Here is a 26238-nt window from a genome sequence, read left to right as displayed (position 1 = left end):
AAACAGCCCAATGCAACTGATGAGGACCCGAAAACCATGCGTTTCAAGAAATTTGCCGCTACCTCCGCGATGCTGATCGCCGCGATGGGCGTCACCGCCGGCACCGTCAACGCCGCTCCTGCCACTCCCGAGGCCGAGGCCATCAACTTCTCGGCGCGGGCGACCGAGACCCAGTCCATCATCTCCATCGACGCCGGTGCGCTGGTCGTCGAGGATGACGCGCTCAAGATCAAGGCCGCCGACGGCACCACCGTCGCGGGCACCCCGCTGAAGTTCCGCCTCGACGACTTCGAGCTCCCGATCGTCGCGGACATCTCCGATCGCACCGCGACCCTGACCCCGCAGCTCGATGTCAGCAAGGCGGTCTACAAGCCGGTCGCGCTGCCCTTCGAGGACAAGGCGCCGTGGAAGAACGAATACGACCGTGAGCAGGCCGCCTGGTCGCGTCTGACCTCGACCATCTCCATGGGCGCCACCGTCGGCACCCTGGTCGGCGGCCTCGGCGGCGCGGCCATCGGCTGCGTCCTGGGCGGCATCCTCGGCACCACCGTCGCGCTGGGCACCATCGTCGGCCTGTTCGGCCCGTTCGTCCCGGCCGCCATCGCCGGCTGCATCGGCGGCATCGCGCTCGTCGGCGCGGTCGGCACCGTGCTGGGTCAGATCTTCATCACCGCCCCGGTCGCGATCGGCGCGGCGATCCAGTACTTCGCCACCATCAACGCCCCGGCCCCGGCCCCGGCCCCCGCGAAGTAGTCGCACCGAATACCAGGAGCCCCGCCCGGAATTTTCCTCCCGGGCGGGGTTTTCTATTGTCTGGGCCAGCCGAGTTCAGTGAACGGGAGATTAACTCACGCCGCCTATTCGGTGGATGTTTGTTTTACGCAACATGACCGACAAATTCTTGACCAACCGCTGATACGAAAAGACGTGTCAATTCATAGCGGCCGCACACAAATGAACCCCCGCCCCTGGGGGGAGCGGGGGTTCATGCTCGTCCGGCCGACCGGAGTCAAGACCGTCCGAGCCCAATCAGGCCGTGCGAGCCGCCTCGTTCTGCTCGGTACAGGCGCGCACGAAGCGCGCCACCCGCCCGAGCGCCTTGCGCCCCTCGGGTAGCCCCGGTGCGATGCTCATGAACGCGTGCACCTGGCCGCGCCACAGTTCCACCGTGTTCGGCACGCCGGCGGCGGTGAGGCGCTGCGCCATGAGTTCGCAGTCGTAGCGCAGGACTTCGTCCTCGGCGGCGATCAGCAGCACCGGCGGCAGGCTGGCGAGCGCGCCGTTCACCGGGGACAGCATCGGATCGAGCCGGCCGTCGATCTCGGCCCCGATCCGCACCACCGCCGCCAGCGCGGAGAGCGGGATATACGGATCCTTGGCGACATTCATATATTCGCGCTTGGCCGCGTAGTCCAGGTCCAGCAGCGGGCTGAGGCCGATCAGACCGGCGGGGGCGGGCAGGCCGGTCTCGATGGCCGCCAGGGCGGTGGCGAAGGTGAGATACCCGCCCGCGGAGTCACCGGCGAAGGTGATGCGCGACGGGTCGGCGCCCTTGCGCAGCAGCCAGCGGTAGGCGGTGAGACAGTCCGCCACCGACTGGGTAATGCTGCGGCCGGGTAATTGGCGGTACTCCACGTTGACCACGGGTAAGCCGGTGCGCCGGGCCAGGCTGGCCGCCACGGGCCGATGCGTGGTGAGCCCGCAGACCGCGAAGCCGCCGCCGTGCATATAGAGCATCGCGCCGTGCCGCAGCGACTTGGATCCGCCGGCCGGGCGCAGGATCTCCATCCGGAAACCGCGCAGCGTCACCTGTTCGCGGTCGACGCCGCGCGGGCCGGGCCGCAGCCGGGCCAGATTGTCGATGGCGAACGCGCCGAGCGGGATGGTCGCCCGGGTGATCGGGGCGACCCGCAGCGCGGGGCGCACGACCGAGGTGCAGGTCGCCAGGAGCAGGCGGGCCGCCGGGCTGGGTCCATCCGGATTCATTACTTCGCCGACACCGATCACGGTCATAGCGCACCTGCTTCCCACTGGCGCGCCGTGCCCGACCGATCGGCGGGGATCACCCACCGGGACCAGGCGAGACATCGGCGCTGACATCTCACACGGCGTTGTTTCACAACGCTCGAACTCAGGAGACCACGTGAATGTGACCTATGCGACAAGATTCGCCCGAATCGCCGAGAAGCTAAACCTCCGTGACTGTTTCGTGGGCGTGTCGGAACCTGTCCGACGTCGAGTGCGACGACCAGTAGCGAAACTGGCAGACTCCTGGGCATGCGCGGAATCATCTTGGCGGGCGGCACCGGATCACGGCTGCACCCGATCACGCGCGGGGTGAGCAAGCAGCTGGTCCCGGTCTACGACAAGCCCATGATCTATTACCCGCTGTCCACGCTGATGCTCGCGGGCATCCGGGACGTGCTGGTGATCACCACCCCGGAGGAGGCGGACGCCTTCCGCCGCCTGCTCGGCGACGGCTCCCAGTTCGGCATCGCCCTGGATTACGTGGTGCAACCCGAACCGGACGGGCTGGCGCGCGCGTTCGTCCTCGGCGCCGACCACATCGGCGGCGAGAGCGCCGCACTCGTGCTGGGCGACAACATCTTCCACGGGCCGGGGCTCGGCACCAGCCTGAACCGCTTCACCGGCCTGGACGGCGGCGCGGTCTTCGCCTACTGGGTCTCGGACCCCACGGCCTACGGCGTCATCGAGTTCGAGGCGGGGCGCGCGGTGTCGATCGAGGAGAAGCCGAAGAAACCGCGCTCCAACTACGCGATCCCGGGGCTGTACTTCTATGACAACGATGTCGTGGAGATCGCCAAGACGCTGCGGCCCTCCGCGCGCGGCGAATACGAGATCACCGATATCAACCGCGCCTACCTGGAGCAGCAGCGCCTGCGGGTGGACGTGCTGGCCCGCGGCACCGCCTGGCTGGACACCGGCACCTTCGACTCGCTGCTCGACGCCGCCAACTACGTGCGCACCATCGAGGAACGCCAGGGCCTGAAAATCGGCGTGCCCGAGGAGGTGGCCTGGCGAATGGGGTATATCGACGACGAGCAGCTGTGCAAGCAGGCCGAGCCGCTGGTGCGCTCGGGATACGGCAGCTACCTGCTGGACCTGCTTGCGCAGGGGCCGGACCAGGGCGGAATGACGCACAATCCGGTCCCGGCGGACGGGCGTGGGCCCAGGTGGGATTGGTGAAGATGGAGTTCCGGGAACTCGCGGTGCCCGGCGCGTGGGTGGTGACCCCGCGCCTGCTCGGCGACGAGCGCGGCGCCTTCGCCGAGACCTTCAAGGCCTCGGACTTCGAGAAGGCGACCGGGCGCACCTTCGACCTGTGCCAGGTGAACACCTCGGTGTCGGCGGCCGGTGTGCTGCGCGGCATCCACTACACCGAGGATCCGCCGGGCCAGGCCAAGTACGTGACGTGCGTGCGCGGCGCCTTCTTCGACGTGGTCGTCGACCTGCGCCCCGGCTCCCCCACCTATGGCCGGTGGGACAGCGTCCTGCTCGACGACGTGCACCGCCGCTCGGTGTTCCTCTCCGAGGGCCTCGGGCACGCGATCCTGTCGCTCGAGGACCAATCCACCGTCACCTACCTGTGCTCGCTCGAGTACACCCCCGAATTCGACCGGGACCTGGACGCTTTCGATTCCCGGCTGGCGATCGACTGGCCGGGCCTGGGCCGCGACGGGCAGCCGCTCACCTATATCCGCTCCGCCAAAGACACTGCCGCCCCGTCGTTTTCCTGACCGAAAAGCCGAACCCCACACGGATCGTGTGGGGTTCGGCTTTTCTATCGGCTGGTGAGGGGTCAGCCGACGGGTTCCAGGGCGGGCTTCAGCTCGCCCGATTCCGGCTCCGCCACCGCCTTGCGGCGCTTGGGCAGGAAGACCGTGAGCGCGACCAGGGCGCCGACGATCGCCACGCCGGCCGCGAACTGCAGGCCGGGCCGGTAGTTGTCCAGCACCGCGGCGGGGCTGGTGTCGGTGTGCGCGCCGCTGGTGATGATCGCGGTGGTCACGGCCAGGATGATGGCCGCGCCGACCTGCATCGCGGTTTGCAGCACGCCGGCCGCCAGGCCCTGCTCGTCATCGTCGATACCGCTGGTGGCCTGGATGTTGATGGCCGGGAACCCGACCCAGCCGATGCCGATCAGCAGCAGCGCGGGCAGCAGCACCGTCAGGTAGCTCGGCGCGATGTCCAGGCGCAGCCAGGCCAGGTAGCCCACGGCCATGGTCACCAGGGTGACCGCGATGATCGGGCCGGTGCCGAAGCGGTCGACCAGCTTGTCGGAGACGAACGCCGAGGCCACCACGAGCAGACCCACCGGAAGCAGCGCGAGCGACAGCTTCAGCGGCGACCAGCCCAGGGACTCCTGCAGGTACAGCGTGGTGATGAACTGCCAGCTGAAGTAGGAGCCGGCCACCGCGATGATGGCGAGGCTGGCCCGGACCAGGCTGGCCTTGCGCAGGATGCCCAGGCGGATCAGCGGGTACTTCACTCGCTTCTCCACCGCCACGAAGCCGGCGAACAGCGCGAGGGTGAGCAGGAACGAGCCCAGGGTGCGCGCCGAGGTCCAGCCCACCTCGGGGGCGGTGACCACGGTGTAGACCAGCAGCAGCATGGCGCCGGTGGACAGCACCGCGCCCAGGATGTCGTGCCCGCCTTCCTCGGCGGCCTTGTCCTTGGGCACCAGGTACCAGGCGGCGACCAGGGCCGCGACGGCGACCGGGACCGGGAGCAGGAAGGTCCAGCGCCAGCCGAGACCGGTCATCAGGCCGCCGAACAGCAGGCCCATGGAGTAGCCGCCCGCACCGAAGACGGTGTAGATGGACAGCGCCTTGTTCCGGGCAGGGCCCTCGGCGAAGTTGGTGGTGATGATCGACAGACCGGTCGGCGCGGTGAACGCGGCGGCCAGGCCCTTGATGAAGCGGGTGATGATCAGCAGCGGGCCGGAGCTGACGAAGGCGCCGGCCAGCGAGGCGATCGCGAAGACGGCCAGGGCGATCAGGAAGACCTTGCGCCGGCCGAGCAGGTCGGCGGTGCGCCCGCCGAGCAGCAGCAGGCCGCCGTAGCCGAGGACGTAGCCGGAGACCAGCCACTGCAGGGTCGAGGTGGACAGATCGAGCTCGGCGCCGATCGAGGGGAGCGCGACTCCGATCATCGAGACATCGAGGCCGTCGAGGAAAAGCACGATGCAGAGGGTGATCAACATGCCCCAGAGCCGCGCGGTCCACTTGGTCGGGTCCGTCGCCTGTGCGGCGGCCGAAAGCGTTGCCGGTGAAGTCATGAGCGAAAGAATTGCATGCACGCGCATTTATTGTCAACACATCTAATGCGGTTGCATATACCGGCCGCGCTCACTAAGATGTGGTCATGTCGAAGCCGTCTCTTATCGAGACAGTCCGGGGCAGCGCCGCCTCCGGGCTGGTCGGCGAGTGGCGCGAGCTGCTCGATCGTCACGCGGCGGTCAGTTGTGCGCTGGAGAAGGCACTCCAGCACCAGCACGAGATCGGGCTCAGCGAGTTCGAGACGCTGGACCGGCTGATCGAGGCGAACTGCGGCGATTACCGGATGAGCGATCTGGCCGAGGACATCTACCTGAGCCAGAGCGCCCTGTCCCGCACGGTGGCCCGCCTGGAACGCGACGGCCTGGTGTCGCGGCGCATGTGCGCCGACGACCGGCGCGCGATCTTCGTCTGCCTCACCGAGAAGGGCCGCGAAACCTACGAGCGGGCGCTGCCCACGCACCGCGAAGTCCTCGCGAGCACCTGGGAGAACAGCGCCCGCTGCGAGCGCTGAGCCGGGTTACACCAGGCTGGCGCGCGCGTCCTCGATGATCGAGCGCGCGTCCACCGAGGCGGCCTTGATACTCGCGAAAGCCGAACGGTAGCGGTCGATCTCGGGCGCCTTGTCCAGATAGACCGGGCCCGTGAAGGCCTCGATGTAGACCACCGGCGGCTCCGCGCGCTCCCCCGACGCGCTCTCGGGGAACTCCAGCATGACGAAGCGGCCGGCCTCCATGCCGTCGTGGTACTCCGACTCCGACTGCACCACCTGCACCCGGACGTTCGGCAGATCGCAGACCCGCCGCAAATGCTCGAGCTGGGCCGCCGTCACGTCCGAACCGCCGATGCGGCGCCACAGCACGGCCTCGGTGATGACGACGTCCATCTGCACCGGCGATTCGCTGCGCAGGATCAGCTGCTGCCGGGCCAGGCGCAGCTGCACCCGCCGGTCCACCTCGAGCGCCGACATGCCGGGGCGCGCGGCCACGATCAGCGCGCGCGCGTAGTCCTCGGTCTGCAACAGGCCCGGGACCAGCTCGTTCTCATAGGAGGCGAGCACACGCGCCGCTTCTTCCAGGCCGATGTAGACCTCGAAGCCCTCGGGGATGACATCGCCGTAGCTGGCCCACCAGCCTCGGGATTTGGTCTCCTTGGCCAGCGCGGCCAGCGGCGCGACGAGTTCCTCGGGTGCGCCGTAGATCTTGCACATGGCTTCGACGTCGAGACTGCGCAGCGAGGTCTGACCGGTTTCGATGCGCCAGATCTTGGCTTCGGACCACTCCAGCTGCTGAGCGGCGGTCCGGGTGGTCATCCGGGCCCGGGTGCGCAATTCCCGCAACTGCCGCCCGAGCTGCCGTCGCGGCATGGTTGATCCAGTGGTTCCGTGCGGTAAAGCCATGCTTTCCCCCTCGTACTGATACGGCACGCGGCCGTGCGCCGACTACCCGGCGGCACCTCCACTGCCACCGGTACGACGCTTCCCTACCGGCGTCCGTCGTCGTGACCCGGACACCCGAACAGCATTGTTTCACAGCAAATCTGACATAGCGTACGACGTACAACTCAGATACGCCACTGTCACATTCGCGTCAAAGCAGTTAGGTGGCTGGCATTTTGGGGAATATAGGCAGGTTAGCTACTTTTGGGACCCCTTTTACGGAACCGCCAGAACTGCACCGCCCGGACATCCTCGGACAGCTGGTTCACCGGTTCGGCCACATCGGAGAGCGCTTGGAACAGGTCATCGGCCAGTTCGCTGATGTGCTCCACGCGGGTCGCCAGCCGGGACGCGTTCACCAGGAATTCGAGCAGCAGCCGGACGACCGCCGCAATAGTGAGTCCCAGTGGAATGCCGATCAGCAGCGTCAGCACCCCCAGTACCGCGGAGATCTGCCACATCAGCACGACCAGCGCGACCGGGACGGCCACCGCGCCGGCCAGGCCGAGCATGTAGGCCAGCGGCAGCAGGGTACGGGTGGCGGGGCGGTGGAACTGGACATCGAGCAGGCCCCGGGCCGCCTCCACCGCCCACTCCCGGAAGGCCCGGGGGCTCTGGAACGGTTCGGCGGGTGGCTCCTCCGCGACCGGCCGCGGCTTGGCGAAGCGGTCTTTCCAAGTGATCCAACGAGATTCGGTCTCATACTCCTCGGGGTCGAGTGGGATCCCCGTGGTGTCATCCGTCATGGCGTGATCCTGCACGTAAACGCCGAAACCGGCCAACCGGACATTGATAGCGAAGCCGTGCCGGTGAGATGAATCCGACAGTCGAAAAGAAGTTTCCGATCAATCCGTAACGCTGGAGCTACCTGGTGTCGATACGACCCATGAACGCAGCAAGACCCAGATCTATCGGGGAATGGAGAAAGACAGTGCGCACCACGTTTCCGACTTCCGTCTCGGCGGCGCAGATGACCGCCGCAGCGCAGGACTACAGCCAGCGCGGGTGGACGGTCGCCGAAACGGCCAACGGGATCTGCCTGATCACCGATGCCGACGTTTCCGGCATCGAGGTAACCGGCGAGCTCGCGGGTGAGGTTCGCCGATTCCTTCGATCGAACAACCTGTCCGGCCCGGTCATCGAGATCCCCGGCGCCGAACGCCGCGAAATCCACCTGGTCACCGGTGTCCGCAAGGCCACCGCCGCCCTGGAGGCGCTGCGCGAGGCCGGCGCGGTTATCTACACCGACGGCGCGGGCATCCCGCTGCCGCCCACTCAGCTCTCCGCCGGCTCGGCCTGCTGGGGCGTCGCCCCGCACGAGGCCCGCTGGCTGCCGCCGGTCGTCGCGATCGGCGCGGCTGTGCGCTCGGTGCTGGCCCGCTCCGGCGTGGCCGCCAAGTCCGGCCAGGCCGGGCTCACCAGCGTCGCCTGCTGAACCACCGAACATCTGCGTTCCCCCACGATTCCCCCCTGCAGGGGCGGCCGGTCCTAGGACGGCCGCGGAACGACCGGTAACCGCCTCGCGCGGATACCGGTCGTTGTGGTTTCCGGGGTGTTGTCGGCGGGCCGCGCGGGCCAAGATGGACGTATGAGCCAGATCACGTCCCGGAACCTGCTGCGCACCTGCCCGCTCTGTGAGGCGGTGTGCGGCCTGGAAGTCCAGCTCGACGCCGACGACCACGTGACCTCGGTGCGCGGGGACAAGCTGGATCCGTTCAGCAAGGGCTTCCTGTGCCCGAAGGGCGCCAGTTTCGGGCAGTTGGACGAGGACCCGGACCGGGTCACCGAACCGCTGATCCGGGACCGCGCCACCGGCGCCTGGCGCACGGCCGGCTGGGACGAGGCCTTCGACTACATCGCCGAGCGCTTCGCGCCGATCGTCGCCGAGCACGGCCGGCAGGCCGCGGCTCTATATCTGGGCAATCCGAACGCGCACACGGTGGCGGGCGCGCTGTACGTCCCGGTGCTGATCCGGGCGCTCGGCACCAAGAACCTGTTCTCCGCGAGCACCGCGGATCAGATGCCCAAGCAGGTGGCCAGCGGGCTGATGTTCGGTGACCCGCTGCGGATCGCGGTGCCGGATCTGGACCGCACCGATTATCTGCTGATGTTAGGGGCGAATCCGCTCGAGTCGAACGGCTCGCTGTGCACGGCGCCGGACTTCCCCGGGCGCCTCAAGGCACTGCGGCGGCGCGGCGGGAAGTTCGTGGTGGTGGACCCGCGCGCCACCCGGACCGCGAAGCTGGCCGACGAGCATCTGTTCGTCCGGCCGGGCAGCGATGCCTACCTGCTCTTCGGGATCGTGCACACGCTGTTCGCCGAGCAGCTCACCGCGGTCGCCGTCGAGGTCGACGGCCTGGACGAATTGCGCACGGCGGCGTTGAAATTCACGCCCGAGGCGGTCGCGACGCGCACCGGCGTCCCCGCGGCGACCATCGTGCGGCTGGCCCGCGAACTCGCGGGCGCCCCGACCGCCGCCGTCTACGCGCGCATCGGCACCTGCACCGCCGAATTCGGCACTGTCACACAGTGGCTCGTGGACGCGATCAACGTGCTCACCGGCAATCTCGACGCGCCCGGCGGCGCGATGTTCCCGGAGGCCGCGGCGGGCGGTATCCCCCGCACCAAGCCGTTCCGGATCGGGCGCTGGGCCAGCCGGGTGCGCGGGCTGCCGGAGGCGATGGGCGAGTTGCCCGTGGCCACGCTGGCGGACGAAATCCTCACGCCCGGAACCGGTCAGGTGCGCGCGCTGCTCACCGTGGCGGGTAACCCGGTGCTGTCCGCGCCGAGCGGCGCCCGGCTGGACGCGGCCTTCGCGCAGCTGGACTTCATGATCAGCGTGGACCGCTATGTCAACGAGACCACCCGGCACGCGGATGTGATCCTGCCGCCGCCGCGCCCGGTGCAGTCGCCGCACTACGATTTCGCGCTGCTGCAATTCGCGGTGCGCAACTACGCCCGGTACTCCCCGCCGCTGGTGCCGCTGGACGACCGGCCCTCCGAGGCCGCGGTGCTGGCCCGGCTGGGTGCGGCGCTGACCGGGCAGCCGCACACCGGCGACCTGCTCGCCGCGGTGGACGAGCTGATCATCGGCGGCACCCTGCAGAAGGCCGGCCTGCAGGAGCGGCGACCGGAGTTGCGCGGCGCCACCAGCACCGAGCAGCGGCTCGATCTCATGCTGCGGGTCGGCCCCTACGGTGAGTGGAACGGCGGAACGCTGAATCTGCAAGCGCTGCTGGACAACCCGCACGGCATCGATCTCGGCCCGCTGCGCCCGCGGCTGCCCGGCGTGCTGATCACCGCGACCAAGCGGGTGCAGCTCGCGCCGCCGGCGCTGCTCGCCGACGCCGAGCGGATGCGGGCCCGGATCGGTGACGCGGCACCGGATTTCGTGCTGATCGGACGACGGCAGCTGCGGTCCAACAACAGCTGGATGCACAATGTGGCGCCGCTGGTCAGCGGATCCAATCGGTGCACCCTGCACATTCATCCCGATGATGTGGCCCGGCTCGGACTGGGCGATCAGGCGGTGGTGAAGTCGGCCGCGGGCACTTTGACGGTGCCCCTGGAGCCGACCGAGGCGATCATGCCGGGCGTGGTGAGCCTGCCGCACGGCTGGGGGCACGAGGCCAGCACGCAGACGGTCGCGCGGGCGCACGCCGGCGTGAACGCTAATGTGCTGACCGATGATTCGATCGTGGACGTGCCGTCCGGGAACGCCGTGTTCAACGGCGTTCCCGTGACCCTGATCGCCCCCTAGCGCCTACTCGGCCTTGCGGTCGAAGGCCGCTTGCGCGCGCTGGGCCAGGTCGACGCCGAGTTTGTAGGCCTGGGCCGCCAGTTCCTCGTGGGCCGCGGGGTCGCTGGTCTCGGTGCCGTAGAGCAGCTCCACCGAGGAGTGCGGGATCGAGGAGTATCCGGCGATCCCGTGCTGGAGTTGCAGCGTGATCGCGTCCTTGTAGCCGCGCCGGGTGTAGGACCCCTCGCCCACGCCCGCCAGGCCGAGGAAGTGCAGCTCCTCGATCGCGCTGCCGGTGGCGGTGGCGCTGTTCTCGTAGGCCCAGCCGCGACTGAGCACGCGATCGATCCAGCCCTTGGCCAGCGCGGGCATGGACCACCAGTAGACCGGGAACAGCACGGCCAGTACCTCGGCCGACTCGACCAGCCGCTGTTCGCGGGCGACGTCGGCGGGCACGTCGCCGCGCAGCCGGTGCACGGCGAGGTCGGCGGCGGTGAAGACCGGGTCGAAGCCCGTCGCGGTCAGGTCGTGCACGGTGACCTCGGTGCCGCCCTCGGAGCGGATACCCTGTTCGACGGCCCGGGTCAGGGCCCAGGAGGCGGAGTCGTGGTCGGGGTGGGAGACCACGAGCAGGACGTGCGGCCGGTGCTGTTCGTTCGTCATACGACCACGGTAAAGTATGACATTAACGTCAATGTCAAGGAGCAAGTCGGATGCGGATCAGCGACCTCAGCAAGGCCACCGGCGCGACCCCGCGGATGCTGCGGCACTACGAGAACGCGGGCGTGCTGACGCCGCGGCGTCATCCCAACGGCTACCGCGAGTACAGCCCCGAGGACGTCAAGACCGTGCACGACATCCGCTGCCTGCTCAGTTCCGGCCTGACCCTCGGCGAGGCGGCCGCGCTGATCCACATCTCCTGCACCGCGCCGCAGAGCGCCACCGACACCGACCGCGCCGAGGTACTGGCCCAGCTCGACGAGCGCACCCGCCAGGTGGAGGCCGGGATCGCCCGGCTGCTGACCGAGAAGGCGGGCCTGGCGAAACTCCGCGCCGACGTCGCGGCCGGGCGCTGATTCCAGCAACGCCATACAAAACGTCCGGTCGGAATGTAGCTAACACCCGGAAACGCTTGTGCCAACTAAGTATTAAGCGCTTTCGCAACATTGATTTCGGGTATTAGTCCGTACGGTTTCCCTTAGAATAGAAAAGATTTGGTGTGCCCCCGCGCTCATCGGGGAGCTGCGGCGCACGCGGATTCCAGCAACCCTAGGGGGCACCCATGCCCGAAACACGTTGCGGCAGTGACGGCGAGCACGAACTGCAGGACAGATACGGTACTCAGGACAGGGCGGTCCGTTTCTACGCCGACCAGGTTCTCGACCGCCTGAACCCGGTTATGATCGAGTTCATCGCCCGGATGGATATGGCTTTCCTCGCCACCGCCGACAAACACGGTGAATGCGACACCACCTTCCGGGCCGGTCCGCCGGGATTCCTGCACGTCATCGACGAACGCACACTTGCCTATCCGGAATATCGTGGCAACGGGGTGATGGCCAGCCTCGGCAACATCTTGGAGAATCCGCACGTCGGCATCCTGCTCGTCGATTTCGTGCGCGACCTGATCGGATTGCACATCAACGGTGCGGCCCGCATCGTCGACGATGACGCGCTGCGCCGCTGCGTCGCGGACCTCCCGCCGAACCTCAAGGGCCGCAACGCCGAACGCTGGGTCGTGGTGGATGTCGAAGAGGCCTACATCCACTGCCGCAAGCACATCCCGCACCTGATCCCCGCGCCGCGCGAACAGCGCGACTGGGGCACCGACAACGTGCGCGCCAAGGGCGGCGACTACTTCGGGGCCAAGGCGGAATCCGCGGATCGCGACCTCGCGGCCGTGCCCAGCAGCTAGTGGATCTTGAAGATCACCACGCGCTGCACCACGAAATTGAGCACCGTTGCCGTGCCCTGCGCGATCAGGAAGGCCAGCGGGACGCGCCACCAGTGCTCGGCGATGGTGGAGTACATCACCTGATTGATGCCGACCTGGATGCCGAAGGTGCACGCGTAGAGCGCGATCACCGCGAGGAAGCGCGCGCGGCTCGGCTCGGCCTTGAAGGTCCAGCGGCGATTGATCAGATACGCCGTTGTCGTACCCGCGACGAAGCTGATCGCCTTGGCCACGCTGACCGGCAGGCCGACCACCTGCAACAGGAACAGATAGAGCCCGAAGTCCACGATCGCCGACAGTCCGCCCGTGAGGGTGAAACGAACGATCTGGGTCTTCAGGTCGACATCGGTCCCGCCCGGCTCGTCTACCAGCGGCAGTTCGGCAGGCAGCGGGAGGTGGGGTTCGGCGTGCACGCGACGAGCCTAACGGCCGGGCGCCCGGGTCCGAGGGGAGCGTCACAGCCCGCGCATCCCGGCCGCTCCCCCAAGCGACCGCTCGGGTTCTTTATGGCGCGCTAACCAGGGCGGATGGGGAGTGTGCGCCGGGGCCGGACCAGTCGGCCCCGGTCCACGCTCGCCGTCACTATGTCCGGTCCTACCTGTAGCCTCTATGCCGATGTCCACGAAAGCTCCGACCTCCGCACCGGCCACCGCCAGCGGGACCGCCGACAGTGTGAACGCCAGCGTCCCCGCTGCCGCGTCCTTCACACTGCCGACGCGTACCCGATCGCTGACCGGCTGGGGTCGCACCGCACCGACCTCGTCCGAAGTGCTCACCACCAGCGATCCGGAAGTGATCGCCAAGGCTGTTGCCATGGTGGCCGAGGACAACGACAGCAAGCCCGCGCATCTGCGCCGCGGCGTCATCGCACGCGGCCTCGGCCGCTCCTACGGTGACCACGCCCAGAACGCGGGTGGCCTCGTCGTCGACATGACCGCGCTGAACAACATCCACCGCATCGACCGCGATACCCGCATCGTCGATGTGGACGGTGGCGTCAGCCTGGATCAGTTGATGAAGGCGGCCCTGCCGTTCGGACTGTGGGTCCCGGTGCTGCCGGGCACGCGCCAGGTGACGATCGGCGGCGCCATCGCCTCCGACATCCACGGCAAGAACCACCACAGCGAGGGCAGCTTCGGCAACCACGTGCGCTCCATCGATCTGCTCACCGCGGACGGTGCGGTGCAGCACCTCACGCCCAAGCGCAACACCAAGTTGTTCTGGGCGACGGTGGGCGGCAACGGGCTTACCGGCATCATCCTGCGCGCCACCATCGAGATGGCGCCGACGGAGACCGCGTACTTCCTCAACGACGGGTTGAAGACCAGCACCCTCGACGAGACCATCGCGGCGCACAGCGACGGCAGCGAAGCCGACTACACCTATTCGAGCGCGTGGTTCGACGTGATGAACCCGCTCCCGAAGCTGGGCCGGGCCTGCATCACCCGCGGCCGCCTGGCGAAGGTGGACGAGCTTCCGAAGAAACTGCAGAAGAAGCCGCTGAAGTTCGACGCGCCGCAGCTGCTGACGGTGCCGAACATCTTCCCGAGCTGGACGGCGAACAAGCTGACCCTGGGCGCGGTCGGCGAGGCCTACTACGCCATGGGCGGTACCTACACCGGCAAGGTGCAGAATCTGACGCAGTTCTACCACCCGCTCGACATGGTCGCGGAGTGGAATCGGGCCTACGGCCCGGCCGGATTCCTGCAGTACCAGTTCGTGGTGCCGACCGAGGCCGTCGACGAGTTCAAGAAGATCATCATCGACATCCAGGCCTCGGGACACATCTCGGCGCTCAACGTGTTCAAGCTGTTCGGCCCGAGCAACCCGGCCCCGCTGAGCTTCCCGATGCCCGGCTGGAACATCTGCTGCGACTTCCCGATCCGGCCCGGCCTCAACGAGCTGGTCTCCGAATTGGACCGGCGCGTCACCGAATTCGGCGGGCGCCTCTACACCGCGAAGGACTCGCGCACCACCGCCGAGACCTTCCACAAGATGTACCCGCGGATCGACGAGTGGATCAAGATCCGCCGGACCGTCGATCCCACAGGCGTTTTCATGTCCGATATGGCGAGAAGGCTGGAGCTGCAGTGATCAATGCCGTTGGTAACCCGCAGACGATTCTGCTGCTCGGCGGGTCCTCCGAGATCGGCCTGGCGATCTGCGCGGAATACCTGAAAAAGGGTCCCGCCCACGTCATCCTGGCCATGCTGCCCAACGATCCACTGCGCGAACAGGCTTCGGCGCAGCTCTACGCCGCCGGCGCGGACAAGGTCGGCATCATCGACTTCGACGCGCTCGACACCGACAGCCATCCCAAGGTCATCGACGCGGCCTGGGACAGCGGTGACGTCGACGTGGCGATCGTGGCCTTCGGCGTGCTCGGCGATGCCGAGGAGCTGTGGCAGGACCAGCGCAAGGCCGTGCTGACCGTCGGGATCAACTACACCGCCGCGGTTTCGGTCGGCGTGCTGCTCGGCGAGAAGATGAAGGCGCAGGGCTTCGGCCGCATCATCGCCATGTCCTCGGTGGCAGGCGAGCGGGTGCGCCGCTCCAACTTCGTCTACGGCTCCACCAAGGCCGGCCTGGACGGGTTCTACCTGGGCCTGGGCGAGGCGCTGCGGCCGCACGGCCCGCGCGTGCTGGTCATCCGGCCCGGCCAGGTGCGCACCACCACCACGCTGGAGCACTGGAAGGCGACCGGCGCCAAGGAGGCCCCGTTCACCGTGGACAAGGAAGAGGTTGCCGCGCTGGCGGTTTCGGCTTCCCAGAAGGGCAAGGAGCTCATCTGGGCGCCCGGCCCGGTGCGCTACCTGATGTCGGTCATGCGGCACATCCCGCGCCCGATCTTCCGCAAGCTGCCGCTCTGACGGTTCGAACGCCGAACGGCCCGCACACCGAATGGTGTGCGGGCCGTTTCGTTTCCGGCGCTCAGGCTTCGGGTTCGGGATCGACGCGGTTCCAGGCCAGGATCAGCCCCGGCGTGCAGCCGCCGGCGAGCAGCGTGGCCAGCACCATGACGCCACCCGCGTAGGCGGTCTGAAAGGTGCTGACGTGCGGGAACAGTGACGACACGAAGATCAGGTAGAACACCGGCGGCAGCGCCAGGAACTGGGTGACCGTCAGGCCGATGGAGCGCGCGGTGTTGCGCTGCGCGATCTCGAGTTCGTCGAGCGTCGCCGCGGGGGCGGTGTCCTGCACCTGCGAGACGATCCGCAGCATGCCCCAGGCCGGAATGAAGAGCACCGTGGCGGGCAGCATGGCCAGGGCCGCCCAGCGCAGGTCGAAGGCGCACAGCAGACCGGCGACGAACATCACGGCGATGGCGGCCGTCACCGTGACCACCAGGGCGCGCCTACGGCCGCGGGTGCGCCAGCCGGGGAGCATGCCGGACAGCCGCTCCTCCTGGACCAGCCAGCGGCGCAGCCGGTAATCCTGGTAGCGGTCGAGCAGGTTGTTGGTCGTGGTGGTCATGGCCGTCCTTTCGGGTATATCTCGGCCGACAGCGGCGTGAACTCCGCCCGGGCGAAGACCGCTTCGACGGGCAGGCCGAAGACATCGCAGATCCGCAGGGCGAGATCGAGACTCGGGTAGTGATCGCCCCGCTCCAGCGCGCCGATGGTCTGCACGTTGACGTTCACCGCGTCGGCCAGGGCCGCGCGGCTCATCCGGTGTTCGGCCCGCAGTACCGCGATCCGGTTATAGATCGGGAGGGTTTCTCCCCTTCTGACTGGGCTCACCCAACATAGTGTTGTAAAAACACAACATTCTGTCAAGTATTACTGCGAGCAGCGAGACGCCGGCGCCACTCCTCGGTGGCCCGCACCAGGGCCACGTCCACCAGCAGCAGGAGGGGTCGTGATCATGGGGCACTAGGCTGACGACGGCTTTTCGGGCAATTGGGCGACACAGGGAAACCGGAGGGGCTATGAGCAGCACCGTTACCGAGACCGGCAGCGCGACGACACCCGGGCGGATGCGCTCGGCGGCGCGGCAGGTCGGGGCGGGGCTGGGGGAAGCGGTGCTGGCGGCGATCGTCGCGGCCGTGGTGGCCGGGGTGGGGCTGGTCGCGTTCTCGCTGGTGCAGTGGCCCGCGTTCAACTCCTCCCATGTGACTCGCGCGTTGACCACCGTCGGACAGGTCGGGGCGGCGGTCCTGCTGATCGCGGCGATCTGGCTGCTGCGGGCGCGGAAGTGGCCGTTGCTCGCGAAAGCACTGTCCTGGGTGGGTATTTCGGCGTTCGTCACGGTGACACTGGGGATGCCGCTGGCGGCGACCAAGCTGTACCTGTTCGGCGTCTCGGTCGATCAGGAGTTCCGGACCGAGTATCTGACGCGGCTGACCGACAGTGCGGCACTGCGGGATATGACCTACATCGACCTGCCGCCGTTCTATCCGGCCGGATGGTTCTGGTTCGGCGGCCGGTTCGCCGACGTGCTCGGGCTGGACGGCTGGGAGGCGTTCAAGCCGTACGCGATCGGGTCGCTCGCGGTGGCGGCGGTGCTGTCACTCGTGCTGTGGTCCAAGCTGATTCGCGCCGATTGGGCGGTCGCGGTGACGGCGGCGACGACGGCGGTCGCGGTGACCTGGGCGGCGCCGGAGGCCTACAGCGCGGTGATCGTGATGCTGCTGGCGCCCGCGCTGGTGCTGGTCTGGGGCGCACTGCACCGGCCCGCCGATCCGGGCCCGACGGCCGGCGGCTGGGGCGCGGTGCTCGGCGCCGGACTGTTCCTCGGTGTGGCGGCGACCTTCTACACGCTGTATTTCCTGGTGGCGGCGTTCGCGGTGGCGCTGATGGGCCTGCTCGCCGCCGGGCTGGCGGTGCGCGCCCAGCGCGCCGAGCACGACCCGCGCGGCGTGAACATCAGTGCGCGCAAGGGACATTCGGCGCCCTGGCGGGCCGCCGTGCCGCCGCTGCTGCGGCTGCTGGCGATCGCGGTGCTGGCCGGATTGATCGCGGCGATCGTGTGGCTGCCGTATCTGTTGCGACTGCTGACCACCACGGTCCCGAGTTCCGGCACGGCGCTGCACTATCTGCCGGAGGGCGGTAGCGAACTGCCGCTGCCGATGACCGAATTCACGCTGCAGGGCGGCCTGTGCCTGATCGGCGCGATCTGGCTGGTGCTGCGCGCCGCGTCCTCGCGCCGGGCCCAGGCTATCGGCATCGGCGTGGTCGCCATCTACCTGTGGACACTGCTGTCGATGCTGGCGACGGTGGCGGGCACCACGCTGCTGTCGTTCCGCTTGGACGCGCCGCTGAAGGTGCTGCTCGCCGCGGCCGGCGCGTTCGGCTTCGTCGAGGGCGCGCGGGCGGTGTATCAGGCGTTGAACGAACCACCCGCCGCGAAGCCGGTCGCGGCGACGCTGGCCGTGCTCGGCGCGCTGGCGTTCGCCCAGGACATTCCGCACGTGCTGGCCCCGGAGATCACCACCGCCTACACCGATACCGACGGCGACGGCGTCCGCGCCGACCAGCGCCCGGCCTCGGCGGTGGCGCACTACCGCGCGGTGGACGAGGCGCTGCTGGCCCGGACCGGGCGTCCCCGGGACCAGTCGGTCGTGCTCACCGCCGACACCAGCTTCCTCGCCTTCTACCCGTACTTCGGCTTCCAGGCGCTCACCTCGCACTACTCGAACCCGCTCGCCGACTTCCCCGGCCGCGCCGCCCTGATCGAGAGCTGGAGCAAGCTGAAGACCTCGGCCGAGCTGCGCGCCGCCCTGGCCGCCGGCCCGTGGCGCGCCCCGGACGCCTTCCTGCTGCGCCGCTCCGGCGACAACTACACGCTGCGCCTGGCCCGCGACGTCTACCCGAACGACCCGAACGTGGAACGCTATTCGGTCGCCTTCCCGAAGTCCCTGTTCAGCGATCCGGCCTTCACCACCACCGACATCGGCCCCTTCACCCTGATCACCGTCGAGCGCTGACATCGGCCGGTGACGCGGGTTACCGAACAGCGGTAGCTAGCATGAACGATCGTGCGAGCGGACCGATCGACTTCAGCGTTCAACCGTTTCCGCCTGATCGCCCTCGTCTCCGGGTTACTCGGATTCGTGCTGGCGCTGCTGACGCCGGTGCTACCGGTCGAGCAGGATCGGGCGACCCTGGATTGGCCGCAGGCGGGCAACAGCACCAGCGTGGCAGCGCCGCTGGTGTCGTATGTGCCGCTGCGGTTGCAGGCCGAGCTGCCGTGCTCGGTGCTGGACAGGCCCACGCCGGCGGCCGGTGCGACGCGGACGCTGCTGTCGACGATTCCGGTCGGCTCCGGCCAGGCGACGTCCAAGGGGCTCGTCGTGTCGATCACCGACGGGACGCTGTCGGTACTGCAACGCGACGTTCCGCTGCTGTCGGCGCCGGTCGCCGAGATCGCGGGCTGCGGCGCGGTGCGGATCGACGCGACCGATACCGCCACCACCGTCGAATTCGCCGGTGCGAAGCGTCAGGACGGGACGGCGTTCCAGAACACCGTCACCCGCGACATCCGCCCGCAGGTGGTGGGCGTCTTCACCGAGCTCGACCAGGCCGAGCTGACCGGCGCGCGCTTGCACGCCGACATCGACTCGCGCTTCACCTCCACCCCGAGCGCGCTGAAGCTGATCGCGATGATCGCGGCCGCCCTGTGCACCCTGATCGCGCTGGTCGCTCTGCATCTGCTCGACGACTCCGACGGCCGCCGGGCCCGCCGTTTCCTGCCCGCGCACTGGTGGCGGGTCACCCCCGCCGACGGCGTGGTGGTCGGCACGCTGCTGGTGTGGCATTTCATCGGCGCCAACACCTCCGACGACGGCTACATCCTGAACATGGCCCGCGCCTCGGAGCATTCGGGCTACATGGCCAACTACTACCGCTGGCTCGGCGTCCCCGAAGCGCCGTTCGGCTGGTCCTACGAGGTGCTGGCCTGGATGACGAAGGTCTCCGACGCCAGCCCGTGGGTGCGCCTGCCCACGCTGCTCGCCGGGCTGGTGTGCTGGATGGTGATCTCGCGTGAGGTGCTGCCCCGCCTCGGCGCGCGGGTGCGCCGGCACCGGATCGCCCTGTGGACCGCCGGTCTGGTGTTCCTGGCCTTCTGGCTGCCCTACGACAACGGCCTGCGCCCGGAACCGCTGATCGCGGCCGGCGCGCTGCTCACCTGGTGCTCGATCGAGCGCGCCATCGCCACCGGACGCCTGCTGCCCGCCGCGATCGGCGTGCTGATCGCGGCGTTCTCGCTGGCGGCCGGTCCCACCGGTCTCATCTGTGTGGCCGCGCTGATCGCGGGCTCGCGGCCGGTGCTGGAGATCATCATCAAGCGCGCCAAGGGCAGTCGGCCCCGGCAGCTCGACGCCGATGTCTACGCGAGCGCACCGGCCCGAACCGAGTCCGAGACAGCGGTTTCCGACACGCCGATGGTGTACGCCGCCGATTCGGCCGATCCGGTCAGCAGTTCCAAGCGCACCACCTTCTTCCGCTTCGCCGCCCTGATCGCGCCGGGCCTGGCGGCCGGAAGCCTGGTCCTGGCCGTGGTTTTCGCCGACCAGACCCTGGCCACCGTGATGGAGGCGACCCGGGTCCGCACCATCATCGGCCCGAACGTCGCCTGGTTCGACGAGCGCACCCGCTGGGATTCGCTGCTGATGCTGTCCCCCGACGGCTCGCTGGCCCGCCGGTTCGGCGTGCTGATGATGCTGCTGGCGCTGCTCGTCTGCGTGCTGCAGGTGCTGCGGAAGGGCCGGATTCCCGGCACGTCCCGCGGACCGTCGGTGCGCATCCTCGGCATCGTGTTCGCCTCGCTGCTGCTGATGATGTTCACCCCGACCAAGTGGACGCACCACTTCGGCGTGTACGCGGGGCTGGCCGGTTCGCTGGCCGCGCTGGCGGCGGTCGCGGTGGGCAGCGAGGGCATCCGGTTCCGGCGCAACCGCGCGCTGTTCGCGGCCGCGGTGCTGTTCGTGCTGGCGATCACCTTCACCGGCTCCAACGGCTGGTGGTACGTGTCCAGTTACGGTGTGCCGTTCTGGGACAAGGCCCCGCTGGTGGCGGGCAAGGGCCTGTCCACCGTGTTCCTGGGCCTGGCGGTGCTGGCGCTGCTGTGGGCGATCTGGGAGCACTACCGTGCGCCCTACCAGCAGGCCGGTTCGGCCAAGCGCTTCGATCGTTTCGCGTCCGCGCCGCTGACCATCGCGGCCGCGCTGCTGGTGCTGTTCGAGGTCGCGTCGCTGGCCAAGGCCGCGGTCACCCAGTATCCCGCGTACTCCATCGGCAAGTCGAATATCGAGACGATGGGCGGCGATTCGTGCGCCATGGCCAATGCCGTCCTGGTGGAGACCAATACGGCGGATTCGCTGCTGCAACCCTATGACGGCGCGCCCGCCGACGGATTGTCCGCCGAAACCAAGGGATTCACGCCCAACGGCGTCGCCGCCGACCTGACCGCCGACCAGGAGGAGACAGTCTCCGGCGGCGCCAACTCCATCGGCACCGACGAGAACAAGACCACCAACACCACCGGCGCGGGGACCGGCGGCGGCAGTACCGAGCAGACCGGAATCAACGGCAGCACAGTCGCGCTGCCGTTCGGCCTGGACCCGGCCCGCACCCCCGTGCTCGGCAGCTACAGCGACGGCGCGCAGGAACAGGCCCAGCTGACCTCGCAGTGGTACCGCCTGGACCTGACCGAGGCCATGCGCGACGATCCCGCCTATCAGGTGCTCACCATCACCGCGGCGGGCCGCATTCGCTCGGTGGACCCGGATGGCGTGCTCACCTACGGCCAGGAACTGCACCTGGAGTACGGAACCCGCGGGGCCGACGGCCAGTTCAGCACGCAGGGGTCCATCGATCCGATCGATGTCGGCCCGGCTCCGTCCTGGCGTAATCTGCGCGTCCCGCTGGATCGCCTGCCCGCGGGCGTGAACGCGGTGCGCCTGGTCGCCGTCGACAACGACATCACGCCCAAGCAGTGGCTGGCCGTCACCCCGCCCCGGCTCCCCCGCCTGGCGACCCTGAATTCGGTTGTCGGCGACACCGATCCGGTGCTGCTGGACTGGCACGTCGGCCTGGCCTTCCCGTGCCAGCGCCCGTTCGACCACCACGACGGCGTGGCCGAGGTGCCCAGGTGGCGCATCCTGCCCGACCGGGTCGGCTCGGACGCCTCCAACGCCTGGCAGGACGACATCGGCGGCGGCCCGCTCGGCTGGACCTCGCTGCTGCTGGAGGCCGACTCCATTCCCAGCTACCTCCAGCACGATTGGGGCCGGGACTGGGGCTCGCTGGAGCGGTTCGCGCCCTACGATCCGGCGGCCGCGCCGGCCCGGATCGGCGGCGAGACGGTCACGCGCTGGGGCGTGTCCAAGGATGCCCCGATCCGGATTCCCTGACCGCGTCGGCCGAAAGGGCTACCGGCACGCTATCGCCCGTGCTATCACTTTCTGGGCAATGACGACAGCTGCCGGTAGTCCTGGGGCCACCGCCGTTCACATTTTGTAGAGATTCCGGCCGGGTAACGCTCGGGCGAACTCTCCAAGATCATGAAACCGCTTGGGGCACTACCCGTTTCACAGCGATGACACCTTCGTAACCGATGTGTCGAAAGAGAGACGAAGGCGCGTCCGGGACGTAATATCTGCGGTATGACAGCGGCGTTCGATGACATGGGTCTGCGCGATCTCGTCGATCTGCTCACCGACGAGGAGCAATCGGAATTGCGTCCGGAAGTACTGCGGGTTCTCGGGCGGTTGCCCTCGCAAGAGGTGCTGCGCCGGGAGCTCGGCCGGCGCATGTTGAAGGTATAGGTCACTACTAACAGCAGTAGGCCCGCCGAGCGATGCTCGGCGGGCCTACTTCTCGTGCTCGGCTAGAAGACCCGCATCAGCCCGGGCGACCAGAAGCCCCAGCGGTTCTCGCTGCCGGTCTTCAACTGTGCCGCGGTCGCGGGCAGGTACTGGTCGTAACGCTCCAGCGAACCCCAGTCCCGGGCCCAGTCGTCCTTCAGGTAGGTCGGCAGCGTGGTCGACTTGGCCAGCATCTGGCTGAACCCGAGCGGTCCGCCGAACTCCTGGGCCTGCCAGGTGTTGGTGGAGCTGATGGCCAGCGGCCGGTCCGGCAGGATGCGGAACTTGGGCACCTCGGCCACACCGTTGCGATGCAGGAACGGCTGCTGGCACGGGAACTGCAAGCCGACGGCCCAGTCCTCCAGGATCGGCTGCTCGGAGCCAAGCATGTCGTTGAGCGACTCCAGCTTCGGCATCCGCGGCGGGGTGAACGCCAGCCACTGGTCGCCGATCAGGATCGGGTCGTTGGCCACGATGCGCACGGTGTCGGCCTCCGGCGCGATCTCGTCCAGCGGCACCCGCAGGTTGCGCCAGGACGGGAACGGGCCGATGTCGCGCGGCAGGTAGGTGCCGAGCTTCTCGACGGTGCCGTCGGGCAGGCGCCGGCCGTAATCGACGGTGAGCGACTGGCCGTAGTTCAGATCGCCGGTGTCGTCGAAGGACAGGATGCGGCCCGCGGCGGAGATCACCACCAGCGGCTTGTCCGCCGACCGCGCGCCGAGCTCGTACCAGCTCGAGATCAGGTGCGCGGGCTGCTGCACGCCGGGCTGGTAGCTGCCCATGATCGGGGTGGTGGCCGGGTTCAGGCCGAACGGCAGCGCGACATTCGAGCCGTTCACGCCGACCGCGCCCTTGCCGCCGCCGGTGCCCGCGCTCTCGCCCTCGGCGAACGCGGCGCCGACCGACTGGGTGGAGGTGTTGCCGGTGCCCGGCTTCACCTCGACGCTGTCGGCGGACAGGTCGTCGGGCACGCCGCTGGGCGCGAAGCCGACCGGTGCGGCGCCCGCCAGCGGGTCACCGTCCTGCGGCGGATTGGCCGGGTCGACGATCGGTTGCAGCCGGCCCGCGTTCGGATCCGCCTCCACCAGTACGTCGTTGGCCAGGCCGCAGGAGTTGCCGGCGAGCGAGTCGATATTCGAACGTGCCAGCGAATATCCCGGGTACTGCGAGTAAGCGCCCTTGACCAGCGAGAGCACCTCCAGCAAGACCATGAGGGCGGCGACGATGGTCAGCGGAATCGCGGCGAACTTCCGGATCCGCCGCCCGCGCTCGGATTTCGGCGAGCTCTCCGGCTTGGCGTAGCCCTCCCGCAGCGCATGCCAGGCGACCAGCGCCAGCGCCACGCCGAACAGCACCAGCATCAGGGTGTTGGACTGGTAGCCCGACAACGAGATCCGCTTGTCGAACCACGGCACCCCGAAGCTGGAGACGTACCAGTAGCCGTTGATGCCGGAGAACGACACCGCCAGCACGAACAGCAGCCCGGCCAGGAAGATGGCCCGGTTCTTACGATGCCGCAGCGCCGTGGCCGACACCGCGACCGCGGTGACCGCGGCCAGCGAACCGGCGATGCCCGCGTACGCGCCGAAGTGGTGCGTCCACTTCGTCGGGTTGAACATCATGAAGAAGATGGTGCCGAAGACGATGCCCATCAGCCGCCACGTCGGGCCGCTGGCGATGCCGGCCACCTGCCGCCGGCGCAGCAGCACCAGCATCGTGGTGAACAGGCACAGCAGCATGGTCAGGAACGCGAACCGGCGCGGCAGCGAGCCGTCCACCGTCTCCACGAACAGGTAGTAGTAGCGCAGGTAGTCCTCGTACCAGGCCAGGTTCGGGCCGGTCGCCTGCCGCACGCGGTTGGCTTCCTGGATCGCCGAGAAGGTCTGGTCGCTGTAGACCACGGTCAGCACCAGCACACCCGCCGCCGCGATCGGCGCGAGCAGTGGCAGCGTCGACCCCCACCAGGGCGAGACCCCGAGTTTGATGAAGTCGCGCCGCCGGCGCACCACGATCCGGATCAGCGGGCGGATACCGGCGAGCAACGCCGCCACACACATCAGGCCGGTCGGCGCGGCCGCGAGCGTGAACGCGGCGATCAGCACCGCGGCCGCGGCGGGCAGCAGTCGCCCGGTGGCGATGGCACGCTCGATCGAGACCCAGGTGAGCAGCGCGCCCAGCGCGACGATCGGCTCCGAGCGCAGGCCGTTGTCGTAGGGCAGCCAGAAGGCCAGGAACACCAGGCCGCCGGTCCACAGCGCGACCTTGCTGTTGCGCACGCCGCGGCCCAGGCGCGGCACGACCTCGCGGCTGATCACCATCCAGCACAGGATGGCGCAGGCCAGCGCGGGCAGCCGGACCCACGCGCTCGCGGTGGAGATCTCCGCGAAAACCTGAATCACGTTGTAGTACCAGCCGAACGGCGCCTCGGGGACGCCGTACCAGCGGAAGTAGTTGGCCATGTAGCCGGCGTGCGGCGCGACCCGCACCATGCTCAGGATGTAGCCGTCGTCGGAGGTGTTGGCGCCGATGAAGTGCCACACCAGCAGCGTGCCGACGACCGCGCCGTCGGCCCAGGTCGGCTTGAGCCAGTGCGCCGGCAGGAAACGCCGGTGCCCGCGGCCGTCGGTGGTGTCCAGCTTGGCCAGCGCGCCCAGCGCGATCAGCGTCAGCAGCGCCGCCGCGATCATCGCGACCATCTTGATCACGGTCGGGCTGGTGGTGAAGCGGGTGTCGATGGTCGATTCGAAGGACAGGCCCGCGGGCGCCGCACCTCGCAGATCCGAGAACACACCGACCACCTGCGGGCGCAGATCGCCCTCCAGCACACCGGCGAGCGGTTCCGTCACCGTGACAGGCGCCGCGCCCGCCACCGGCTTCTCCACCGTGCGGGTCAGCCCGACGAACTCGGCCCGGGTCTTGTCGCTGTCGGAGGTGATCAGGATCGAGGAGCACTGCCCCATGTCCGACCGCGGGGCGGACGCCACCACCGCGTTGCGATCGACCACGTCGACGGTGTCGGCGGAGACCCGCACGAACATGGCTTCCAGCGCCGCGCGATCGCCCTGCGGCGGCGCGGTCGCCAGCAGCATGCCGCCCTGCTCGGGCAGCGACTCCACCGCCGAACACGGAATCGAGGCCTTCAGGTCCATCGGCACCTGCGACATCAGCGGCGCCGTGACGTTGCCCAGCGTGCCGCTCTGCGGCCAGCTCAGCGTCGCGGTGGTCTGGGTGACCGGGAGAAACGGTGTGGCCAGCGCCAGCAACGCCCCTATCAAGCCCGTGATCAGTGCGATCGTGCGCGCGGTCCGGAAGTCGCCGGGGGCGACGGACGGAGCGGGGGCCGGGCGTTCGAGTACAGCTGTGGCGGCGTCTGACACGGTTGGCAATGCTAGCTGGAGTGGTGCTCGAAAGCCCCCTCGACCGATAGCTGGATCCCCGAAAAAGGACCCGAGTGGCTGACCGGGCCCGGGGTATTTGGCAGGGTGGGGGTATGACCAAGGTGAATCTCGTGACGAATTACGGCCCCATCGTCCTGGAACTGGACGATGCCCAGGCGCCGAACACGGTGCAGAACTTCGTGAGCTACGTGAACTCCGGCCACTACAACAACACCATCTTCCACCGCGTCATCCCGAACTTCATGGTTCAGGGCGGCGGCTTCGAACCGGGTATGCGCCAGAAGGGCACCCAGGCGCCCATCCAGAACGAGGCCACCAACGGCCTGAAGAACGCCAAGTACACCGTCGCGATGGCCCGCACCAACGACCCGCACTCGGCCACCGCGCAGTTCTTCATCAACACCGCCGACAACGAGTTCCTCAACCACTCGGCACCCACGCCTTCCGGTTGGGGCTACACCGTTTTCGGCAAGGTCACCGAGGGCACCGAGGTGGTCGACAAGATCAGCGCCGTGTCCACCGGCTCCGCGGGCGGGCACCAGGACGTGCCGAGCGACGACGTCGTCATCGAATCGGCGAGCATCGCCTGAGTCCCGGTAGGCAA

At 68.6% G+C, this 26238-nt stretch carries 23 protein-coding genes; 14 read left to right on the top strand and 9 right to left on the bottom strand.

What is annotated here, in order from left to right; translation table 11 throughout:
• Window positions 1-36: 36 nt before the first annotated feature.
• Window positions 37-753: a hypothetical protein gene (locus AB0H76_RS25325; protein ID WP_357328656.1), complete on the top strand. Its 717-nt coding sequence runs from the start codon at window positions 37-39 to the stop codon at window positions 751-753.
• A gap of 276 nt (window positions 754-1029) precedes the next feature.
• Here the strand turns inward: AB0H76_RS25325 and AB0H76_RS25320 are convergent, their stop codons facing one another.
• Window positions 1030-2013 (bottom strand): alpha/beta hydrolase, encoded by a 984-nt coding sequence (locus AB0H76_RS25320; protein ID WP_357328653.1) that lies wholly within the window; start codon window positions 2011-2013, stop codon window positions 1030-1032.
• Window positions 2014-2277: 264 nt separating this feature from the next.
• On the opposite strand from AB0H76_RS25320, the gene rfbA reads away from it, so the two are divergent.
• Together rfbA and rfbC are read left to right on the top strand one after the other, a co-directional pair.
• Window positions 2278-3207, top strand: a complete 930-nt coding sequence (gene rfbA, locus AB0H76_RS25315; protein ID WP_357328650.1) for a glucose-1-phosphate thymidylyltransferase RfbA — start codon at window positions 2278-2280, stop codon at window positions 3205-3207.
• Window positions 3208-3209: 2 nt separating this feature from the next.
• Window positions 3210-3758, top strand: coding sequence for a dTDP-4-dehydrorhamnose 3,5-epimerase (gene rfbC, locus AB0H76_RS25310; RefSeq protein WP_357329886.1), 549 nt, complete (start codon window positions 3210-3212; stop codon window positions 3756-3758).
• A gap of 62 nt (window positions 3759-3820) precedes the next feature.
• Here rfbC and AB0H76_RS25305 read toward each other — a convergent pair whose 3' ends face one another.
• Window positions 3821-5299 (bottom strand): MFS transporter, encoded by a 1479-nt coding sequence (locus AB0H76_RS25305; RefSeq protein WP_357328647.1) that lies wholly within the window; start codon window positions 5297-5299, stop codon window positions 3821-3823.
• Window positions 5300-5385: 86 nt separating this feature from the next.
• On the opposite strand from AB0H76_RS25305, the gene AB0H76_RS25300 reads away from it, so the two are divergent.
• Window positions 5386-5811: a MarR family transcriptional regulator gene (locus AB0H76_RS25300; RefSeq protein WP_357328644.1), complete on the top strand. Its 426-nt coding sequence runs from the start codon at window positions 5386-5388 to the stop codon at window positions 5809-5811.
• 6 nt (window positions 5812-5817) lie between these two features.
• On the opposite strand, the gene AB0H76_RS25295 is transcribed toward AB0H76_RS25300, so the two are convergent.
• Together AB0H76_RS25295 and AB0H76_RS25290 are read right to left on the bottom strand one after the other, a co-directional pair.
• On the bottom strand, window positions 5818-6663 hold the full coding sequence (locus AB0H76_RS25295; protein ID WP_357328641.1) for a helix-turn-helix transcriptional regulator: 846 nt from the start codon (window positions 6661-6663) through the stop codon (window positions 5818-5820).
• Between the two features lie 266 nt (window positions 6664-6929).
• Window positions 6930-7481: a DUF4282 domain-containing protein gene (locus AB0H76_RS25290; RefSeq protein ID WP_357328638.1), complete on the bottom strand. Its 552-nt coding sequence runs from the start codon at window positions 7479-7481 to the stop codon at window positions 6930-6932.
• Between the two features lie 185 nt (window positions 7482-7666).
• Here AB0H76_RS25290 and AB0H76_RS25285 point away from each other — a divergent pair, with 185 nt between their 5' ends.
• Window positions 7667-8170 (top strand): hypothetical protein, encoded by a 504-nt coding sequence (locus tag AB0H76_RS25285; protein ID WP_357328635.1) that lies wholly within the window; start codon window positions 7667-7669, stop codon window positions 8168-8170.
• Window positions 8171-8323: 153 nt separating this feature from the next.
• Window positions 8324-10495, top strand: coding sequence for a molybdopterin oxidoreductase family protein (locus AB0H76_RS25280; protein ID WP_357328632.1), 2172 nt, complete (start codon window positions 8324-8326; stop codon window positions 10493-10495).
• A gap of 3 nt (window positions 10496-10498) precedes the next feature.
• Here the strand turns inward: AB0H76_RS25280 and AB0H76_RS25275 are convergent, their stop codons facing one another.
• Window positions 10499-11137, bottom strand: coding sequence for an NAD(P)H-dependent oxidoreductase (locus tag AB0H76_RS25275; RefSeq protein ID WP_357328629.1), 639 nt, complete (start codon window positions 11135-11137; stop codon window positions 10499-10501).
• 50 nt (window positions 11138-11187) lie between these two features.
• Between AB0H76_RS25275 and AB0H76_RS25270 the strand changes: the two genes are divergently transcribed.
• Window positions 11188-11550: a MerR family transcriptional regulator gene (locus AB0H76_RS25270; protein WP_357328626.1), complete on the top strand. Its 363-nt coding sequence runs from the start codon at window positions 11188-11190 to the stop codon at window positions 11548-11550.
• 206 nt (window positions 11551-11756) lie between these two features.
• The gene (locus AB0H76_RS25265) at window positions 11757-12389 is read left to right on the top strand and encodes a pyridoxamine 5'-phosphate oxidase family protein (RefSeq protein ID WP_357328623.1); all 633 of its coding nucleotides are present in this window, start codon (window positions 11757-11759) and stop codon (window positions 12387-12389) included.
• Here the strand turns inward: AB0H76_RS25265 and AB0H76_RS25260 are convergent.
• Window positions 12386-12841 (bottom strand): GtrA family protein, encoded by a 456-nt coding sequence (locus AB0H76_RS25260; protein WP_357328620.1) that lies wholly within the window; start codon window positions 12839-12841, stop codon window positions 12386-12388. The genes AB0H76_RS25265 and AB0H76_RS25260 overlap by 4 nt on opposite strands.
• A 202-nt stretch (window positions 12842-13043) precedes the next feature.
• Between AB0H76_RS25260 and AB0H76_RS25255 the strand changes: the two genes are divergently transcribed.
• Together AB0H76_RS25255 and AB0H76_RS25250 are read left to right on the top strand one after the other, a co-directional pair.
• The gene (locus AB0H76_RS25255) at window positions 13044-14522 is read left to right on the top strand and encodes an FAD-binding oxidoreductase (protein ID WP_357328617.1); all 1479 of its coding nucleotides are present in this window, start codon (window positions 13044-13046) and stop codon (window positions 14520-14522) included.
• Window positions 14519-15298, top strand: coding sequence for a decaprenylphospho-beta-D-erythro-pentofuranosid-2-ulose 2-reductase (locus AB0H76_RS25250; protein WP_357328614.1), 780 nt, complete (start codon window positions 14519-14521; stop codon window positions 15296-15298). The genes AB0H76_RS25255 and AB0H76_RS25250 overlap by 4 nt, the downstream gene beginning before the upstream one ends.
• 61 nt (window positions 15299-15359) lie before the next feature.
• Here AB0H76_RS25250 and AB0H76_RS25245 read toward each other — a convergent pair whose 3' ends face one another.
• Together AB0H76_RS25245 and AB0H76_RS25240 are read right to left on the bottom strand one after the other, a co-directional pair.
• Window positions 15360-15902, bottom strand: a complete 543-nt coding sequence (locus tag AB0H76_RS25245) for a hypothetical protein (protein WP_357328611.1) — start codon at window positions 15900-15902, stop codon at window positions 15360-15362.
• Complete coding sequence (locus AB0H76_RS25240; RefSeq protein WP_357328608.1) at window positions 15899-16168, bottom strand: helix-turn-helix transcriptional regulator; 270 nt, start codon at window positions 16166-16168, stop codon at window positions 15899-15901. The genes AB0H76_RS25245 and AB0H76_RS25240 overlap by 4 nt, the downstream gene beginning before the upstream one ends.
• Window positions 16169-16404: 236 nt before the next feature.
• Between AB0H76_RS25240 and AB0H76_RS25235 the strand changes: the two genes are divergently transcribed.
• The 3 genes from AB0H76_RS25235 (at window position 16405) to AB0H76_RS25225 (ending at window position 22197) form a co-directional block, all read left to right on the top strand.
• Window positions 16405-18354, top strand: a complete 1950-nt coding sequence (locus AB0H76_RS25235; RefSeq protein WP_357329884.1) for a galactan 5-O-arabinofuranosyltransferase — start codon at window positions 16405-16407, stop codon at window positions 18352-18354.
• A gap of 51 nt (window positions 18355-18405) precedes the next feature.
• A complete protein-coding gene (locus AB0H76_RS25230) occupies window positions 18406-21783 on the top strand; it encodes an arabinosyltransferase domain-containing protein (protein ID WP_357328605.1) in 3378 nt (1125 codons plus the stop codon).
• Between the two features lie 252 nt (window positions 21784-22035).
• Window positions 22036-22197, top strand: coding sequence for a hypothetical protein (locus AB0H76_RS25225; RefSeq protein WP_194816755.1), 162 nt, complete (start codon window positions 22036-22038; stop codon window positions 22195-22197).
• 62 nt (window positions 22198-22259) lie between these two features.
• Here the strand turns inward: AB0H76_RS25225 and AB0H76_RS25220 are convergent, their stop codons facing one another.
• On the bottom strand, window positions 22260-25529 hold the full coding sequence (locus AB0H76_RS25220; protein WP_357329882.1) for an arabinosyltransferase domain-containing protein: 3270 nt from the start codon (window positions 25527-25529) through the stop codon (window positions 22260-22262).
• Window positions 25530-25726: 197 nt separating this feature from the next.
• On the opposite strand from AB0H76_RS25220, the gene AB0H76_RS25215 reads away from it, so the two are divergent.
• Window positions 25727-26224 carry a peptidylprolyl isomerase gene (locus AB0H76_RS25215; protein ID WP_357328602.1) on the top strand — a complete coding sequence of 166 codons (498 nt, stop codon included), beginning with the start codon at window positions 25727-25729 and terminating at the stop codon, window positions 26222-26224.
• Window positions 26225-26238: the final 14 nt, after the last annotated feature.

Source organism: Nocardia sp. NPDC050712 (assembly GCF_040654295.1).
In the GTDB taxonomy this organism is placed as follows: Bacteria; Actinomycetota; Actinomycetes; order Mycobacteriales; family Mycobacteriaceae; genus Nocardia.
Note: the sequence above shows the minus strand (reverse complement) of the source record. Positions and strands in the feature narration are given on the sequence as shown.

Bases quoted from the DNA above. Each gene is read 5' to 3' on its own strand.
- AB0H76_RS25270 (WP_357328626.1), top strand. From the start codon at position 11,188: ATGCGGATCAGCGACCTCAGCAAGGCCACCGGCGCGACCCCGCGGATG.
- AB0H76_RS25290 (WP_357328638.1), bottom strand. From the start codon at position 7,481: ATGACGGATGACACCACGGGGATCCCACTCGACCCCGAGGAGTATGAG.
- AB0H76_RS25225 (WP_194816755.1), top strand. From the start codon at position 22,036: ATGACAGCGGCGTTCGATGACATGGGTCTGCGCGATCTCGTCGATCTG.
- AB0H76_RS25275 (WP_357328629.1), bottom strand. From the start codon at position 11,137: ATGACGAACGAACAGCACCGGCCGCACGTCCTGCTCGTGGTCTCCCAC.
- AB0H76_RS25255 (WP_357328617.1), top strand. From the start codon at position 13,044: ATGTCCACGAAAGCTCCGACCTCCGCACCGGCCACCGCCAGCGGGACC.
- rfbC (WP_357329886.1), top strand. From the start codon at position 3,210: ATGGAGTTCCGGGAACTCGCGGTGCCCGGCGCGTGGGTGGTGACCCCG.
- AB0H76_RS25305 (WP_357328647.1), bottom strand. From the start codon at position 5,299: ATGACTTCACCGGCAACGCTTTCGGCCGCCGCACAGGCGACGGACCCG.
- AB0H76_RS25320 (WP_357328653.1), bottom strand. From the start codon at position 2,013: ATGACCGTGATCGGTGTCGGCGAAGTAATGAATCCGGATGGACCCAGC.
- AB0H76_RS25265 (WP_357328623.1), top strand. From the start codon at position 11,757: ATGCCCGAAACACGTTGCGGCAGTGACGGCGAGCACGAACTGCAGGAC.
- AB0H76_RS25245 (WP_357328611.1), bottom strand. From the start codon at position 15,902: ATGACCACCACGACCAACAACCTGCTCGACCGCTACCAGGATTACCGG.
- AB0H76_RS25300 (WP_357328644.1), top strand. From the start codon at position 5,386: ATGTCGAAGCCGTCTCTTATCGAGACAGTCCGGGGCAGCGCCGCCTCC.
- AB0H76_RS25215 (WP_357328602.1), top strand. From the start codon at position 25,727: ATGACCAAGGTGAATCTCGTGACGAATTACGGCCCCATCGTCCTGGAA.
- AB0H76_RS25280 (WP_357328632.1), top strand. From the start codon at position 8,324: ATGAGCCAGATCACGTCCCGGAACCTGCTGCGCACCTGCCCGCTCTGT.
- AB0H76_RS25325 (WP_357328656.1), top strand. From the start codon at position 37: ATGCGTTTCAAGAAATTTGCCGCTACCTCCGCGATGCTGATCGCCGCG.
- AB0H76_RS25295 (WP_357328641.1), bottom strand. From the start codon at position 6,663: ATGCCGCGACGGCAGCTCGGGCGGCAGTTGCGGGAATTGCGCACCCGG.
- AB0H76_RS25235 (WP_357329884.1), top strand. From the start codon at position 16,405: ATGCGCTCGGCGGCGCGGCAGGTCGGGGCGGGGCTGGGGGAAGCGGTG.
- rfbA (WP_357328650.1), top strand. From the start codon at position 2,278: ATGCGCGGAATCATCTTGGCGGGCGGCACCGGATCACGGCTGCACCCG.